We start from the raw sequence: 16,207 nt of genomic DNA, 5'->3' as shown, positions 1-16,207 counted from the left end.
GACGAGTCAGATCAGCGAGTCGAGGAATTGCCGGGGCAGTAGCTGACCGTCCGGGCCGCCGGTGTCCAGCGGCATCTCGTGCCGCAGCGTGCGCAGGATATTGGACACTCCCGGTCCCGCGTCCAGCAGCGGTCGCCGCCAGCCCAATTCGGCGCACCGGATCACCACGGGGGTGAGCACGGCGATGGATTCGCCGAGCCAGCCCGACACCGACAGGCATTCCGCCAGCAGCAGCCCCGAGTCGAGCTCGGCGCGCGGGCGGCGCTGCTCCCGGATGCGGGCGTGCAGGGCGCGGGCCCGCTTGACCGCGGTGTCGTCGGTGCCGAGCGGCGCGAGATCGTCGGTGGCGCGATCCTCACCCCGGTAATGGCGGGCCAGCAGCGCGCGAACGGTGGCGAACTCCTCGGCCTCGGCGGCCAGCGCGGCCGCGCCGGTGGCGTGCCGCAGGGAACGGACCATGGGGTCGGTGACCAGTCCCGCGGTCGACGCGTCCGCGGGCAGGCCCAGGCGCAGGCGTTCGGCGCGCACATGCGCGGCCAGCCGGGTCAGCTTGCGTTCGGCGGCGATGCGGGCGCCCTCGTCCAGGCGGGCCGCGGCGGTCTCCAGGTCGCCGCGCACCGCCTTGACCCGGGCGCCGCTGACGAAGATGGTGACCAGGAAATCGACCGGGCCGACCCGGGCGGTGAGCTCGTGGCTCTGGTCCAGCAGCCGTTCGGCGCTGTCGAGATCGCCGCGCCGGTAGGCGACCTCGCCCAGCAGGGCGGCCGCCACCCGCACCGAATTCGAGCGCGAACCCGCCCGGTCCCGCGCGGTCTGCCAGGCCTGCTCGAAGAAACCGGTGGCGGCCTCGATATCGAGCTGCTCGTAGGCGATATCGCCCTGCGCGCACAGCCCGAAAACCTCGCCCAGCGGATCAGCCGACCGCGCGTGATAGGGCGCGGCCCACTTCTGCACCGCCCGCGCGCCCTCGAAGTCGAATTCGCACAGGCGCACATACGAGGCCAGATTCGCGGCCGTCGACACCGTCCACGGCGGCAATTCGTCGGCCAGTTCCAAACTCTCGGCGAGTTTGTCCAGCACCCCGTCGGTGCGGTCGCGGGCCACCTGATCCGCGGCCGCCAGCACCGCGGCCTGACAGCGCTGATGGATCGCCTCCACATCGCCGGGCGAACTGCGCGAGAGCATGTTCGACAACCGGCCCAGCGCGGTGCGGGCCGCACCCGACTGCTGCAGGTTCACATTCGCGCGGGCCAGCGCCATCAACAGCTTCGAGCGCGAAGCCACCTGCTGCACAGGCAGTTTCGACACCGTGCCGAACAGGGTGGCGAGCCGGGAGCTGTCGATCAGGTCCATCCCGCCCTTCTCGACCAGATCCAGCGCGTAGTTCAGCTCGGTCGCCGCCAGCGCGTGATCCACCGACTGCCGGATCAGATTGTGCGCGGCGAACCAGCGAGAAGCCTTGCCGTGCAACTTCTTCAACTGCCCGGGCTGCGCGCGGTCGAGGCGGGCGCGCAGATGCTCGGCCACCATCGGCTGCATGCGATACCAGCTCGGATCGTCGGCGACGCGGTGCAGGAACAGCTCTCGCTGCTCGGCCTGGTCCAGCAGGTCGGCGGCGTCGCGCGCCCCCGTCAGCGCCTCGGCCAGTGAGGCGTTCACGCGCTCGGGAACCGCTACGGCGGTGAGGAATTCGAGCATGCGCGGTTCGAGGGTGTCGAGCACGTTCTCGGCGAGGTATTCGCGGATCGCCTTGTTGTCGCCGGAGAGTCCGGCGATCAGGCGGTCCACGTCGTGGTCGGCGGGCCGCAGCGACAGCCCGACCAGCTGGATCGCGGCGGGCCAGCCGTCGGTGGCGGTGTGGATCTGCTCCACCTGGCGTTCGCTCAACTCCAGACCCATGCGCTCGACCAGCAGCTCGCGGGTCTCGGCCACGGTCAGCCGCAGCTGCTCGCCGCCGATCTCCACCAGTTCGTCGGCGACCTGCAGCCGGCTCAGCGGCAGCCCCGCCCGTTCCCGGCCGGTGATCACGAAACGCAAATGGTGCGAACAATTGTCGAGCAGCGACTCCATCACGCGCTGGGCGCCGGCGTCGCCGATGCGATGCCAGTCGTCCACCACCACGACCACCGGCTGGTCGGAGGCGGCCAGCTCGTCGGCGAGCGCCGACACCGCGTACGGCACCGCCTCGGCGGGCCGCTCCTCGAGCAGCTGTTCGAGACCCGCGCCGATCTCCGGGCGCACCTTGCGGATGGCCGCGATGATGTGGGCCAGCAGCCACACCTCGTTGTCGTCGTCGCGGTCGATGCCGATCCAGGCCACCGCCACCCCGCGGTCGGTGAGCTCGGCCCGCCACTGCGCGGCCAGCGTGCTCTTGCCGAATCCGGCCGGGCCGTGGATCAGCGCCAGCCGGCGACGGCCGCCCGCGCGCAGCGGCTCCAGCAGCCGCGGCCGGGGAATCGGCTCGCGCACCGGGTTCGGCGGGCGGAACTTCGTGGCCGGCGTGGGCGGCAGGGTGTTTCCCGTGGCCGGGAATCGGATGCTGGTGCCGCCGGCGGGCCGCAAGGTCAGCGACGGGCTGCGCGGCGCGGTCACCACGGTCTTGGCGCGACGGTGCGTGAGGGCTTGGGTGGCAGTCGAATCCGATCCCTCGGCGGGCTGCGAGTCGCCGTCGAGCAGGGCCATCTCGTCGGGCACCTGACCGTTGTCGATCTGCGCCGTGCGCAGCAGGTCGCCGAATTCCACCGCGCTGGCGGGGCGATCGTCCGGGTCCGGGGACATGGCCGCCTCGATGGCCGCGGCCACATCCGAGGGGATCTGCAACTCGCGCAGATCCGGCACGGGCTGGCTGGTGATGCGCAGGAATTGCGCGATCACCTTCTCGCCCGCCTGCCGCTCGAAGGCCGCGTGCCCGGTCAGCAGGGCGAAGAGGGTGGAACCCAGACCGTAGACATCCGAGCGCACGGTGGGCTCGTCGCCCTTGAGCACCTCCGGCGCGGTGAACGCGGGCGACCCGGTGATCAGCCTCGTGGACGTGCGGAAACCGCCTGGGATGCGGGCGATTCCGAAATCGGTGAGCTGCGGCTCGCCGTACCGGCTCAACAGCACATTGGCCGGTTTCACATCCCGGTGCAGCACCTGGGCGCGATGCGCGGTCTCGATCGCGCCGGACAGCTTCACGCCCACCCGCAGCGAATCCGACCACGACAGCGGGCCGTTGTCGCGCACCACCTGTTCGAGCGATCCGCGTGTGGCATAGGGCATCACGATGTAGGGCAGCCCACTCGGCGTCACGTCCACCTGGAGGATGTCGACGATGTTGGGGTGTCCCGAGAGCCGCCCCATGGCGTGCTCCTCACGCAGAAACCGCTCCAGCCCGTCATCGTCTATCTCGGTGGACAGCACCTTGACCGCGACCACCCGATCCAGCGCGCGCTGGGTACAGCGATACACCACGCCGAACCCGCCCCGGCCGATCTCCTCGGCCTCGACCAACCCCATGGCCTCCAGCTCGTCGGTGATCGCGATGGGAAGGTATGCCTGCGTGGAGTTTTCAGGAGGGTTCGGCTCACTCCGTGAGCCACCCGGGCGCGCCTGTGGATTCATCCCAACCACCTCGAGCCACCACTGCTCCCCCGCCTCCCCGTACCTCAGCGCACGGCCTTGGAGCCGTCGCCAGTATCGCACGCGCGGCGGAGGTTGAGTGCCAAACCGACTCTGGACGTACCCGACGAGTTACCCACATCGCCGCTAGATCAGTTGTCACGCCGGGCGACGTCCCGTTCATGTTCACTTTATCGCCGAAACCCGGGCCGTGTATTTCACGACCCGGGTCTCGGGATACCACTACCTCAGCGGTTCAACCGCTCTCGGCTTACTTGCGCAGCGAGGCCGGCACCTCGAAGCGGCTGCCGAACTTGGCGGCCAGCTCGTCGGCGCGGGCGACGAAGGCTTCCTGTCCACCCGGGTAGCCCACGATGAACTGGTGGGTGCCACCGGTCCAGGCCGGGAAGCCGATGCCGAAGATCGAGCCGATATTGGCGTCGGCGGTCGAGGTCAGCACGTTCTCGTCGAAGCACTTCTGGGTCTCGATGGCCTCGGCGAACAGCATGCGGTCCTTCAGGTCCTGCAGCGAGACGCCCTCGGGCAGCTCGGTGGAGGTCTTGAAGGTGGAGCGCAGCTCCGACCACAGGCCGGTGGCCTTGCCGTCGACGTAGTCGTAGAAGCCCGCGCCGCCGGCCTTGCCCTTGCGGTCGAACTCGCCCACCATCTTGTCGAGGATCTGCGCGGTCGCGCCGGAGGCGGCGTCGATCTCGCCACCGGCGGCCACGATGGCCTCGGCGGTCTCCTTGTAGATCTTCTGCATGGTGGTGAAGTTCAGCTCGTCCGACAGCTTCAGCGGCGCCGCCGGGTAGCCCGCCTGCAGACCGGCCTGCTCGATGGTCTGCGGGTCGATGCCCTCACCGAGCATCATGATGGCCTCGTTGATGAACTTGCCGATCACGCGCGAGGTGTAGAAGCCGCGCGAGTCGTTCACCACGATCGGGGTCTTGCGGATGGCGAGGGTGTAGTCGTACACCCGGGCCAGCGCCTCGTCGGAGGTCTTCTCGCCCTTGATGATCTCGACCAGCGGCATCTTGTCGACCGGCGAGAAGAAGTGGATGCCGATGAAGTCCTCGGCCCGCTTCACGCCATTGGCCAGCAGGGTGATCGGCAGGGTCGAGGTGTTGGATCCGAGCAGCGCGTCGGCGTCCACGATGTCCTCGATCTCGCCGAAGACCTTGGCCTTGAGCTCCGGGTTCTCGAACACGGCCTCGATGACGAAGTCCACGCCCGCGAAGTCGGCCGCGTCGGCGGTCGGCTTGATGCGGTCGAGCAGGGTCTTGGACTTCTCCTCGGTGGTCTTGCCCCGCGAGAGCGCCTTCTCCTCGAGCTTGACCGAGTAGTCCTTGCCCTTGTTGGCGGCCTCGATGGTGACGTCCTTGAGGACGACGTCGATGCCGGCCTTGGCGGTGACGTACGCGATGCCCGCGCCCATCATGCCCGCGCCGATCACGCCGACCTTCTTGATCTCACGCTTCGGCACATCCTTCGGCCGCGAGCCACCGTTGTTGATGTGCTGCAGGTCGAAGAAGAACGCCTGGATCATGTTCTTGGCGACCGGACCGGTCAGCAGGGACACGAAGTAGCGGGACTCGATGAGCGAGGCGGACTCGAAGTCGACCTGGGCGCCCTCGATGGCCGCGGCCATGATCGCCTTGGGGGCGGGCATGTTCTGGCCCTTGAGCTGCTTGCGCAGGTTGGCCGGGAAGGCCGGCAGGTTCGCGGCCAGGGCCGGGGTGGACGGGGTGCCGCCGGGGATCTTGTAGCCCTTGACATCCCAGGGCTGCACGCCCTTGTCCGGGTTGGCCTTGATCCACGCCTTGGCGGCCGGGACCAGCTCCTCGACCGAGGAGACGACCTCGTTGACCAGGCCGGTGGCCTTGGCCTTGGCCGGGTTGAACTTCTGGCCCTGCAGCAGCACGCCCATCAGACCGTTGGCGATGCCCAGCATGCGGGTGATGCGGGTGACGCCGCCACCGGCCGGCAGCAGGCCGAGGGAGACCTCGGGCAGACCGACCTGCGCGCCCTTGACGTCGGCGATGATGCGGTAGTGGGTGGCCAGGGTGATCTCCAGGCCGCCGCCCAGCGCCGCGCCGTTGATGGCCGAAACGACCGGCTTGCCAAGGGTTTCCAGGCGACGCAGGTCCGCCTTGATGGTGGTCAGCTCTTCCATGATGTCGGCCGCGTTCTCCGGCGTGGTCTTCATCATGTTCTTCAGGTCGCCACCGGCGAAGAAGGTCTTCTTGGCGGAGGTGATGACGACACCGGTGATGTCGTCCTTCTCCGCGACCAGGCGATCGACGGTCGCCTTCATCGAGTCCTTGTAGAGCTGGTTCATGGTGTTGGCGCCCTGGTTCGGGTCGTCCATGGTCAGCACGACGATGCCGTCGGCGTCCTTTTCCCAGCCGATCATGTTCTCGGTCATTGTGTTTCGTATCTCCCTTGAGAAAAGTCGGTGGGCGTCAGACGCGCTCGATGATGGTGGCGACACCCATGCCGCCGCCGATGCACAGGGTGACCAGCGCGTAGCGCGCGTTGCGGCGGTGCAGCTCGTCGACCATGGTGCCGGTGATCATGGCGCCGGTGGCGCCCAGCGGGTGGCCCATGGCGATGGCGCCGCCGTTGACGTTCAGCTTCTCGTCCGGGATCTGCAGGTCCTTCTGGAACTTCAGGACGACGGAGGCGAAGGCCTCGTTGATCTCGAACAGGTCGATGTCGTCGACCGTCAGGCCGGCCTTGGCCAGCGCCTTGTGCGCGGCCGGGGTCGGGCCGGTCAGCATGATGGTGGCGTCGGCGCCGGAGGTGGCGGTCGCCACGACGCGGGCGCGCGGGGTCAGACCCGAAGCGGCGCCGGCCTCCTCGGAGCCGACCAGCACCAGCGCGGCGCCGTCGACGATGCCGGAGGAGTTACCGCCGGTGTGGACGTGGTCGATCTTCTCCACGTAGGTGTAGCGCTGCATGGCCACGGCGTCGAAGCCGCCCATGTCGCCGATGCCGGCGAAGGCGGAGTTCAGCTTGCCCAGGTCGGCGGCGGTGGTGCCGCGACGCATGTGCTCGTCGTTGTCCAGCACGGTCAGGCCGTTGATGTCCTTGACCGGCACGACCGACTTGGCGAAGTAGCCGTTGTCCCAGGCCTTGGCGGCCAGCTCCTGCGAGCGGACGGCGTAGGCGTCCACGTCGTCACGCGAGAAGCCCTCGATGGTGGCGATCAGGTCGGCCGAAATGCCCTGCGGCACAATGTAAGCGTTGTACGAGGTCCACGGGTCCATGAACATGGCGCCGCCGTCGGAGCCCATCGGCACGCGGGACATGGACTCGACGCCACCGGCGAGGACCAGGTCGTCGAAGCCCGAGCGCACCTTCTGGGCGGCCAGGTTGACGGCCTCGAGGCCCGAGGCGCAGAAGCGGTTGATCTGCACGCCGCCGACGGTGTCGGGCAGGTTGGCGGTGAGCACGGTGGTGCGGGCGATGTCCGCGCCCTGATCGCCGACGGGCGAGACGACACCCAGGATGATGTCCGAGATGCGGTCCTCGTCCAGGTTCGGGAACCGGTTCCGCAGCTCCTGGACCAGACCGGTGGTCAGATCGATCGGCTTGACCGAGTGCAGCGACCCTCCGCGGTTCTTGCCGCGCGGGGTGCGGATGGCCTCGTAAATGTAGGCCTCTGTGGTCATATCGGAGTTTTCCTCTCTTGGGTGCGCCGTCACCGCGTTGTGCGGAGCGGCCGCGGGTAACCTCGCCGACCGGCCTCACGACCGACCGCCTGACGCTGTACAAACCACGTCACGAGCAGGTTTGTTGACGCTCCGGTAGGCCCTCACGCCTGGGCATACCTTAGAACCTCGCGAAACCGATACTCACGGCCACCCGATCATAGTACCGAACTATGCGAACTCCGGTTAACTTAATCTGCCCCGCAGGCGAACTGTCAACCCTCGAGCGGTGTGGCCCCCAACTCCTGGCGCAACAGCGCTAGCGCCACCTCATCCGGGTCGCGGCGCTCCTCCGGAGGCACCGGCTTGGCCGACTCCTCCAGCATCTCCCGCTCCTCCTCCGGCGTAGTAGCAGGTGGGACGCCGTCATAACCTACCGACGAGTAGTCCCCTGGCCCCGGATCGTCCGGAAGGTCCGGCCCGTCAGGTAGCGGAATGTCGTCCTCCGGCGGCGCGAAACGGGCCGCGCCACCATCGAACGGATCCTCGCCCGCCGGACCCGGATCCGCGGGCGCGGCAGGCGCCGCAGCCGCCGGGGCCGAGGCGGTGGGACTCCCCCACCCGCTCGTCGCGGGCTCCGCGACCGGCGCCGCCGGGGCCGCCTTGGCCTGACTCGGCCGAGAGAACTTCTGCGCGGCCTTCTTCGGCGCGGCGGGCGCGGGCGCGGCCGCGGGTCCACGACCGGCGGCCGCCTTCGCGCCGCCGCCCGACCCGGCCCCGCCGACTTCCCACTTCACCCCGTGCTCCCGCCCGAGCACGGCCTTCACCGCCGACTGCACCGCTTCCAGATACTGCGGCTGCGACAACCGCTGCGCCAACGGCGCGTGCTGATGCGCGAACACGATCGTCGCCCCCTCGACCCGAGCCACACTGGCCCCGGACAACAGCGCATGCACCGCCGCCCCGAACTCCCGCACCTTGGCCCGAATATCCGCCCACGCCGCCTCGATCTCCACCAGCACCGCATCCCCACCGGCGAACTCGGCCCCGGTCGCCGCGGGCTCGGAGCCCGCAGACGCGGCAGGATCAACGGCCGGAGCTTCGACCGCTGCGGCAGCACCGGGCTGCGGGGCCGCCCCGGCCGCCAAGGGAGCGCCCGGCTCGGCGGCCCGCGGATCCGGCTGTACCGCAGCCGGTTCGGCCGGCGCCGGGCTGGCCTGCGGCGACACCGCGACGGGCGCGGAAGCCGGCCGCGCCTGCTCTTGCGCCTCATCGGCCGCGCCGCCAGTCGGCGACGGCGAGGACTTCGAGGACGCGACACCGCCCGAAAGCTGTTGCGCCACAGCCCGCTCCGCCGGATGCGCGGCGCTGGCCTGCCGCGCCGCGGCCGGGACGGCCGACTCCCGCGATGCTCCGGCCGTATCGGGCGTGGCCGCCGCCGAAACAGGACTCGCCGTGGCCGTGGGCTGATCGGCGCCCGACTCGCCCTGCAGTGCAGGAGATTCCGCGGCGGTAGGGGCCGAGGACTCCACGACGGGCGCGGTGGTCGGCCCGAGCTCCGGCGGCCGCACCGCCGTCGCGGCCGAATTCGGCTGCGCCGCAGCGTCGCTCGCCCCGGCAGCCGTATCCGCCACGGGCAGGCCGGACCCGGCAGGCGTGGAAACCCCTTGCTGCGAGCCTGGGTTCGCGGACTGCGGCACGGACGTCTCGCCTGCAGAATCGTGCGCAGGACCCGTCGCCGCAGCGGGCGTAGGCGCAGCCGCTGCGGTCTGAGCCGCCGTCGCAACCGGTGAAGTCGCGGGGGCCTGAGTCGCCGTGGACGGTGAAGTCGCCGTGGACGGTGAAGTCGTCGACGGAGCTGCCGCCGGCGGCGGCGTCACCGCGGGTGTCAGCTCGGCGGCGGAATTCGCCGGTGCGCCGGTCTTTTCCGCGCGCATCGCCGCCAGCGCGGCGGCACCACGTCGGCCCGGGGGTGCTGCCGCGGCCGCGGAGGCGGCGGGAGTCGCGGGTGCCTGGTGCGCGGCGGGGGCACCCTGCTGCGCGGGCGACTGCGCCTGCTGCGCGGACGGGATTGCGCCGCTTGTGAATCGGCGTTCGAGTTGCTCGAGGCGTTGGAGGGTGGCGGTTTCGGCGTCGGAGGCGGCGGGGAGGAGCATGCGGGCCGCGATGACTTCGAGGAGGAGGCGGGGGTTGGTGGCGCCGCGCATGTCGCCGAGGCCCTCGTGGAGGAGTTCGGCGTGGCGGGCGAGGGTGGCGGGGCCGAGGCGGTCGGCTTGGGCGCGCATGCGGTCGAGGACGTCGCCCGGGCCGGTGACGAGGTTGCGGTCGGTGGCGTCGGGGACGGCGCGCAGGAGGATGAGGTCGCGGAGGCGTTCGAGCAGGTCGGTGGCGAAGCGGCGGGGGTCGTGGCCCGCTTCGACCACGCGGTCGATGGTGCCGAACAGGGCCGCGCCGTCGGCGGTGGCCAGGGCGTCGACGGCGTCGTCGATGAGCGCCACGTCGGTGACGCCGAGCAGGGAGACCGCGCGCGGGTAGGTGACGCCCTCGGGGCCGGCGCCCGCCAGCAGCTGGTCGAGCACGCTGAGGCTGTCGCGCGGGGAGCCGCCGCCGGCGCGAATCACCAAGGGGTACACCGCTTCCTCGACCTGCACGTGCTCTTGCTCGCAGATCTTGCCGAGCAGCCCGCGCATGGTGGCGGGCGGCAGCAGCCGGAAGGGGTAGTGGTGGGTGCGCGAGCGGATGGTGGGCAGCACCTTGTCCGGCTCGGTGGTGGCGAACACGAAGATGAGGTGGGCCGGCGGCTCCTCGACGATCTTGAGCAGCGCGTTGAAGCCCGCGGTGGTGACCATGTGCGCCTCGTCCACGATGAAGACGCGGTACCGGGATTCGGCCGGCGCGTAGAAGGCGCGGTCGCGCAGTTCACGGGTGTCGTCCACACCGCCGTGGCTGGCGGCGTCGAGCTCGATGACGTCGAGATTGCCGGAACCGCCGGGACCCAGCGCCACGCACGACGAGCACACCCCGCACGGTTTCGAGGTCGGTCCCTCGACGCAGTTGAGCGAGCGCGCGAGAATGCGCGCGGACGAGGTCTTGCCACACCCGCGCGGACCCGAGAACAGATACGCATGACTGATCCGCCCGGTGTCGAGCGCGATACTCAGCGGATCGGTGACGTGCTCCTGACCCACCACTTCAGCGAACGTTGCCGGTCGGTACTTCCGGTACAGAGCCACGGGAAGAGGCTACCGGCCGCCACCGACAGTGCTGATTTGCCTCCGCTTCGCTCCGGCGAGGTTCGCGGCCCCGAAAGTCTCGTTCTTCCCTCCCTCCGCTCCTCCGCTTCGCTCCACCGCTCCACTCGGTCCAGAACGAGACGGGCCGCGAACCTGCATGTGACGCATATCACATGCATTCCCGGTGACTGTTCGATACCGACCGGACCGAACGCCGATCCCCGTCGATGCGCGCAGCAAATTCTTAGCGTGTTTTTAGCCCGGATTTGCCGAACCCCGCTCACCTGCTACGTCACCAGATACAGACTTGAGTTCTGTTTCAACTCCACAGAGCGGACATAACGATCCAGTCAACCGATGCGGCAAGATCGCAATCGTTTGGCTACCGTGGACATCGGCAACTTCGGTAGCCAAACCTTCATCAGGTTGGTTGCCCCGGCCGGTCCCTCATCCCGACCGGGGCACAACCAAATCTCCCGGAGGAAATGCCCAAGTGCCGTCTCTCGACGACATCGCCGCAGCCTGGCTCTCCAGCACCGAATTCGCGGGCGACACCGCCGCGGTCGGATTACTCAGCCGGGCCATCAGTCCGCACGATTACGACATCAAGCGCGATTCGCTACCGGTGTCCGCCGCCGCCGATCCGGCCACCGCGGGCGCCATTCTGGAACTGCTGCAGCGCGGCCAGGTGCCGACCATGGCCGCCATCCGCACCCTCATGGTGCAGAACGACATGCGGGCCGAGGCCGAGCGGATCGAGCGGCTGGGCCGCCGGGCGCAGCGCAGCATCGACGACTTCGGGCGCGTGCTGGCCAAACTCACCGACGAGTACTGGGCCGCGCACGGCACCGGCCCGACCCGGCGCGACATTCTGCTCACCGAACCGGTGATCGCTCTGATCCGCGAGCGGGTGGGCGATATCCCCCCGACCGCGATCAAACATCTGTGGCTGATCGAGCGCGCCCAGCGCGCGGGCTGGATCGCCTACGACGCCTCACCCCGATCCCTGTGTGCCGGAAGGCGTTTCCATGCCGCCCGCTACGGCAACCGGGTGTCGCTGCGACCGGTGAACGCCATCGGCACCATGGTCGCCGCCTATCTGCGCGATCAGCTGGCCGAGCACGGCCGCCCGCCGCGCTGGTCGGTGATGGCCTACGAATTGCGTGATGACAAGGGCCGCCGCGTGTTCAACGACACAGCCGACGCCCGCGCCCAGCAGCAGTGGCTGGTGACCGCGGAATGGATGGCGCTCGAGGACGGCAATCCGGTGCCCGGCCCGCGCGGATTGCGCGCGCTGGCCAAGAAGGTCAAGGAACGCCGCAGCTAGCGGTGTTACGGACGGGTTTCCGAACCCGCATATTTGTAACAGCGCCTTAACGTGAGGATTCGGTAACTTCCACGCAACGCGATCCGCGTGGAAGGAGTTACCCGATGCCAACCCATATCGACCCGGCCGCGACGGCCTGGCTGTTGGCGGCCACCGCGCTGGTGCTGCTCATGACGCCGGGCCTGGCGATCTTCTACGGCGGCATGGTGCGCTCGAGCGGTGTGCTCAACATGCTGATGATGAGCTTCATCTCGATTCCGCTGGTGACGGTGGCGTGGCTGCTGTTCGGGTACAGCCTGGCCTTCGGCCACGACGCGGGCGGCGGTCTCATCGGCGATCTCGGGCACGTCGGGTTGGCCGGCATCGATCCGGGCACGCTGCACGTGGTGGACAAGGACACCGCGGTGCCGGAGATCCTGTTCGTCACCTTCCAGCTCACCTTCGCGATCCTGACGGTGGCGCTGATCAGCGGTGCGATCGCCGATCGCGCCAAGTTCTCGGCGTGGATGATCTTCGTGCCGGTGTGGGCGCTGATCGTGTACGCGCCGATCGCGCACTGGGTGTGGACACCGGACGGCTGGCTGGCCAAGCTGGGCGCCCTCGATTACGCGGGCGGCCTGGTGGTCGAGATCGCTTCGGGCGCTTCGGCCTTGGCCATGGCGATCGTGCTGGGCCCGCGCGTCGGCTTCAAGACCGACGCCATGCGCCCGCACAATCTGCCGTTCGTGCTGCTGGGCGCGGGCCTGCTGTGGTTCGGGTGGTTCGGTTTCAACGCGGGTTCGGCCTTGGCCGCCAATGGCACCGCCGCCGCGGTGTTCCTCAATACGCTGGTCGCGGGCTGTCTGGGCATGCTGGGCTGGCTGGTGGTCGAGGTGTGGCGCGACGGCAAGCCGACCACCTTCGGCGCGGCCTCGGGCGCGGTGGCCGGTCTGGTGGCCATCACCCCGTCGTGCGGGTACGTCAGCACGATGGGCGCGGTGATCGTGGGTCTGGTTGCGGGCGTGGTGTGTTCGTTCGCGGTGAGCTGGAAGTTCAAGGGCAACTACGACGATTCGCTCGACGTGGTCGGCGTGCACTTCATGGGCGGCATCGTGGGCACGCTGCTGATCGGCTTCCTCGCCACCCGGGTGATGACCGGTGACGACGGCGGCCGCGGCCTGTTCTACGCCGGCGGGCTCGCCCAGCTGGGCAAGCAGGCGGTGGGCGTGCTGGTGGTGGCGGCCTTCGCCTTCGGCGTGACGTTCCTGCTGGGCAAGGCGCTGGACAAGACCGTCGGATTCCGGGTCACCCGGGAGGACGAGGTCGGCGGCGTCGACTTCGCGCTGCATGCCGAGACCGCGTACGCCGAAGGCGTGCACGGGCATTCGCCGAGCCGCATCGGAAAAACGCAGGGGCACTGAACCGTTCAGTTGACCTTGCTGGCCGGAACGCTGAAGGTGTTGCACTGCATGGCCCGGTCCTTGTCGTAGCCGAGTTCCCACCAGCCGCCCATGTTCTGCGAGGTCCCGTGGTCGCGCATGTCGCCGGGGGCGTCGCCGCGGTGGTAGGCGTCGTTCTTGGCGACGCCGATCTGGGCGCTGGTGAGGGAGCCGCCATTGCTGGAGGACGACAGGTACATGCCGTCGAAGCACTGGGCCTGTAGTTCGGTGCGGCGGGACAGTTCCAGGCCGAGGTCGCTGCGAGCGCCCGCGTCCCGGCGCTGATCGTGCACCTTGCCGAGGATGCCGGCTTGCGCCTGCACGTGGTGGCCGTACTCGTGGGCGAAGACCGAGAGATAAACCACCCAGTTGTTGCCGAACAGATCGGTCTGCAGCTGGCTGATCGGCATATAGATGGTCATATCGGCCGAGCAGTAGAAGGCCGCGAAATTGCTGCTGTTGCCGGTGCACAGCGTGGTGATGCCGGCGGTGTCGGCCGAGACGTTCAGCTTGGGCTGAACGAAGGGCAGATTCATCTTGTCGAACAATGGGTTCCACGCCGATTGCAGACAGTCGGCGGCGGTCTGGAAGAACTTCCTGGCCACCTCGACCTGGGTGCCCCACGGGGTGTAGGCGCATTTCGCGGGCAGCAGCGTGTAGTCGGCGTTGGTGAGCAGCGGATTGTCGGCGGTGGCGTGCACGCCCGCGTTGTCGCCGCCGGAGTCGCCGGCATAGGTGGTCTTGACGTTCGAGCTCGCGCCGATGGTGTGCAGCCCGGTGGTGAGCGCGGTGCGCAGCAGCACGCCGGTCACCAGCAGGATCAGGATGACCAGCAGCGCACCCACCCGGCCGCGACGGCGCGGCGCCGGGCGCGCCACCGGCATCGCACCGGTCGGCGGGGCGGCGACCGGCGGCGGCATGGGGGCGCGATGGCCGGGCCGGGCGTGCCCGTAGGGCGCTTGGGCGTAGCCGGACGGCGGAAAGCCTTGATGCTGTGGATAACCCGGGCGGACGGCCCCGGGCTGCGGATATCCGGATCGCGGCGGCGCGGGCGGCGGTGGATAACCCTGGGGATAACCGGGTTGCTGTGGATAACCCGGTGCCGGCCGCCCGGACGGGGGCGCCGGATTCGGCTGGTTCGGGTAGCGCGGCACGGCCGGGAAGCCCTGCGGTCCACCCGGCGGCGGATTGCCTTGCGGCTGTTGATTTCCGCGGGACGGGACGGGACGCTGGCCCGGGGGTGTCGGTCCGTGATCGGACGGTGGGCGAGTCATCCCCCGCACCCCCTCGTTTCTCAGAGATAACCTGCCGGCTCCAAAGACCTGCGACTTGCCGCTGAGGAAGGATAGCAAGCTGGCTAGAGTGCCACCCATGCAGATTTTTCGGGGGGCCGCCCTCGTCGCGCTGCTGTTCGCGATGGCCGGGGCGGCGGCGCCGACCGCGTCGGCGCAGGCGGACGGTGTGGATATCACCGCGGAGGTGAATCTGGGCGACGATGGTCTGCTGCGGGTCACCGAAACCGTGAAAGTGCCCGACGGCGGCGACTTTCGTCAGGTCGTCCCGCTGCGTGTGCAGGTGGGCACCGGGGTGCAACGCAAGTTCGACGTGACCGAGGTGTCGGCGGACGGGGACGGCGAGGCCAATGTCGCCAACGACGTCTTCACGATTCACGCCCGCCCCGGTTCGGCGACCTTCAAGTACACGGTGCACAACACCGTCAGCGACGCCACGGGCGCGCAGGTGTTCCAGTGGACCGGTGTGCTGAATACCGATGTGGCGTCGATCAATGCGACGGTGTCGAGCCCGAGCTTTCAGATGGGCATCACCAAGTGCACCATCGGCCCGCCCGGAAATCCGCAGGACTGCGCGGATATTCGCGTCGAGCCGGACGGGTTCGCGCACCTGGAGAAGACCGATCTGCACAAGGGCGACATCCTGGATGTGACGTTGCAGCTGCCGCCCAACACGGTCAAGGCCAACGCGGATGTCCGGGACGACAACGCGCCCAACGCGTTCTCGCCGACCGGTCCGGTGTTCGCCGCCTTCGGCGTGCTGCTGGCGGCGCTGGCCGCCGCGGCCGGATATGTGCTGTGGTCGCGGCGGGCCGCCCCGGCGGGCACGGAGGTGCTGGATCCGCTGGTGCGCGAGGGCGATCACGTCGTGTTCACCTCCCCGGACGGCATGCTGCCGAGCACGGCCGGGTTGCTGCTGGACGGGTACGCCGATGCGCCGGACATGGCGTCCACGGTGGTGGATCTGGCCGTCCGCAACTATCTGTGGGTGAGCACCGCGGGCGACTCGGATTGGCGGTTCACCCGGGTGAACGCACCCGACGAGCGGCTGTCACGCTATGAGCGCGCGGTGTACGCGGCGCTGCTGCCGGACGGTACGGACGCGGTGCTGCTGTCGGAGCGGCGCGGCCGGATCGACGTGAAAGCGGTGCGGCGCGCGCTCATCGACGACGCGGTGGCCGCCGGCACGTTCGTCGACCGCACCCGGCGCGGTCTCGAATTCTGGCTCGGCGCGGCCTTGATCGTGCTGGGCGTGGCGGCGACGGTGTGGCTGGCCTTCGGGCCGCAGCGCCACGCCCTGGTGGGGGTGGCCATCGCCCTGGGCGGGGTGGCGACGCTGCTGCTGCCGCGCTATCTGCCGGCCCGCACCACCCTGGGCCGCGAGCTGACCGCTCAGGTGCGGGCCATGCAGCGCGGCCTGGACGCGATTGCGCCGCAACGGATTCCGGCGGCCGATCAGGAACTGGTGTTCTCGCGCGCGCTGCCGTTCCTGGTGGCCGCGCGCAAGGGTGACCAGTGGGTGCGCACCTTCCGGGAGCTGGACCCGACCGCGGACGGCAGTCCCGGCGTGTACTGGTTCGGCGGTTTCGAGGCCGATCGCCGACTGCACGGTTTCGGGGCGCACTTCCCCTACTTCATCACCGCCGTCGAAGGACTGTTCCGCACCTCCGACCAGCGGTGACAC

At 69.4% G+C, this 16,207-nt stretch carries 8 protein-coding genes; 3 read left to right on the top strand and 5 right to left on the bottom strand.

The genetic code is table 11. The features are described from left to right. Positions 1 to 6: 6 nt before the first annotated feature. From D7D52_RS28985 to D7D52_RS28970, 4 genes are all read right to left on the bottom strand, one after another. On the bottom strand, positions 7 to 3,603 hold the full coding sequence (locus D7D52_RS28985) for a serine/threonine-protein kinase (protein ID WP_120741406.1): 3,597 nt from the start codon (positions 3,601 to 3,603) through the stop codon (positions 7 to 9). A gap of 268 nt (positions 3,604 to 3,871) precedes the next feature. Then, positions 3,872 to 6,025: a 3-hydroxyacyl-CoA dehydrogenase NAD-binding domain-containing protein gene (locus D7D52_RS28980; protein WP_120741404.1), complete on the bottom strand. Its 2,154-nt coding sequence runs from the start codon at positions 6,023 to 6,025 to the stop codon at positions 3,872 to 3,874. A 37-nt stretch (positions 6,026 to 6,062) separates the two neighbouring features. Beyond that, positions 6,063 to 7,274: an acetyl-CoA C-acetyltransferase gene (locus D7D52_RS28975; RefSeq protein WP_120741402.1), complete on the bottom strand. Its 1,212-nt coding sequence runs from the start codon at positions 7,272 to 7,274 to the stop codon at positions 6,063 to 6,065. Positions 7,275 to 7,528: 254 nt separating this feature from the next. Beyond that, positions 7,529 to 10,486, bottom strand: a complete 2,958-nt coding sequence (locus D7D52_RS28970) for a DNA polymerase III subunit gamma and tau (RefSeq protein WP_120741400.1) — start codon at positions 10,484 to 10,486, stop codon at positions 7,529 to 7,531. A gap of 493 nt (positions 10,487 to 10,979) precedes the next feature. Between D7D52_RS28970 and D7D52_RS28965 the strand changes: the two genes are divergently transcribed. Together D7D52_RS28965 and D7D52_RS28960 are read left to right on the top strand one after the other, a co-directional pair. Continuing rightward, positions 10,980 to 11,813, top strand: coding sequence for a hypothetical protein (locus D7D52_RS28965; protein ID WP_120741398.1), 834 nt, complete (start codon positions 10,980 to 10,982; stop codon positions 11,811 to 11,813). 104 nt (positions 11,814 to 11,917) lie between these two features. Further along, positions 11,918 to 13,213 carry an ammonium transporter gene (locus tag D7D52_RS28960; RefSeq protein WP_120741397.1) on the top strand — a complete coding sequence of 432 codons (1,296 nt, stop codon included), beginning with the start codon at positions 11,918 to 11,920 and terminating at the stop codon, positions 13,211 to 13,213. Positions 13,214 to 13,218: 5 nt separating this feature from the next. Here D7D52_RS28960 and D7D52_RS39990 read toward each other — a convergent pair whose 3' ends face one another. Beyond that, positions 13,219 to 14,505, bottom strand: coding sequence for a neutral zinc metallopeptidase (locus D7D52_RS39990; RefSeq protein ID WP_281279134.1), 1,287 nt, complete (start codon positions 14,503 to 14,505; stop codon positions 13,219 to 13,221). Between the two features lie 97 nt (positions 14,506 to 14,602). On the opposite strand from D7D52_RS39990, the gene D7D52_RS28950 reads away from it, so the two are divergent. Then, positions 14,603 to 16,204 (top strand): DUF2207 family protein, encoded by a 1,602-nt coding sequence (locus D7D52_RS28950; protein ID WP_120741395.1) that lies wholly within the window; start codon positions 14,603 to 14,605, stop codon positions 16,202 to 16,204. Positions 16,205 to 16,207: the final 3 nt, after the last annotated feature.

Origin of the sequence: Nocardia yunnanensis, from assembly GCF_003626895.1 — a bacterium.
Classification (GTDB): domain Bacteria; phylum Actinomycetota; class Actinomycetes; order Mycobacteriales; family Mycobacteriaceae; genus Nocardia; species Nocardia yunnanensis.
This window is presented reverse-complemented; position numbering and strand designations above follow the sequence as displayed.

Excerpts from the sequence above, each read along its gene's own strand:
- D7D52_RS28980 (WP_120741404.1), bottom strand. The coding sequence starts at position 6,025 with ATGACCGAGAACATGATCGGCTGGGAAAAGGACGCCGACGGCATCGTC.
- D7D52_RS28985 (WP_120741406.1), bottom strand. The coding sequence starts at position 3,603 with ATGAATCCACAGGCGCGCCCGGGTGGCTCACGGAGTGAGCCGAACCCT.
- D7D52_RS28975 (WP_120741402.1), bottom strand. The coding sequence starts at position 7,274 with ATGACCACAGAGGCCTACATTTACGAGGCCATCCGCACCCCGCGCGGC.
- D7D52_RS39990 (WP_281279134.1), bottom strand. The coding sequence starts at position 14,505 with ATGACTCGCCCACCGTCCGATCACGGACCGACACCCCCGGGCCAGCGT.
- D7D52_RS28960 (WP_120741397.1), top strand. The coding sequence starts at position 11,918 with ATGCCAACCCATATCGACCCGGCCGCGACGGCCTGGCTGTTGGCGGCC.
- D7D52_RS28950 (WP_120741395.1), top strand. The coding sequence starts at position 14,603 with ATGCAGATTTTTCGGGGGGCCGCCCTCGTCGCGCTGCTGTTCGCGATG.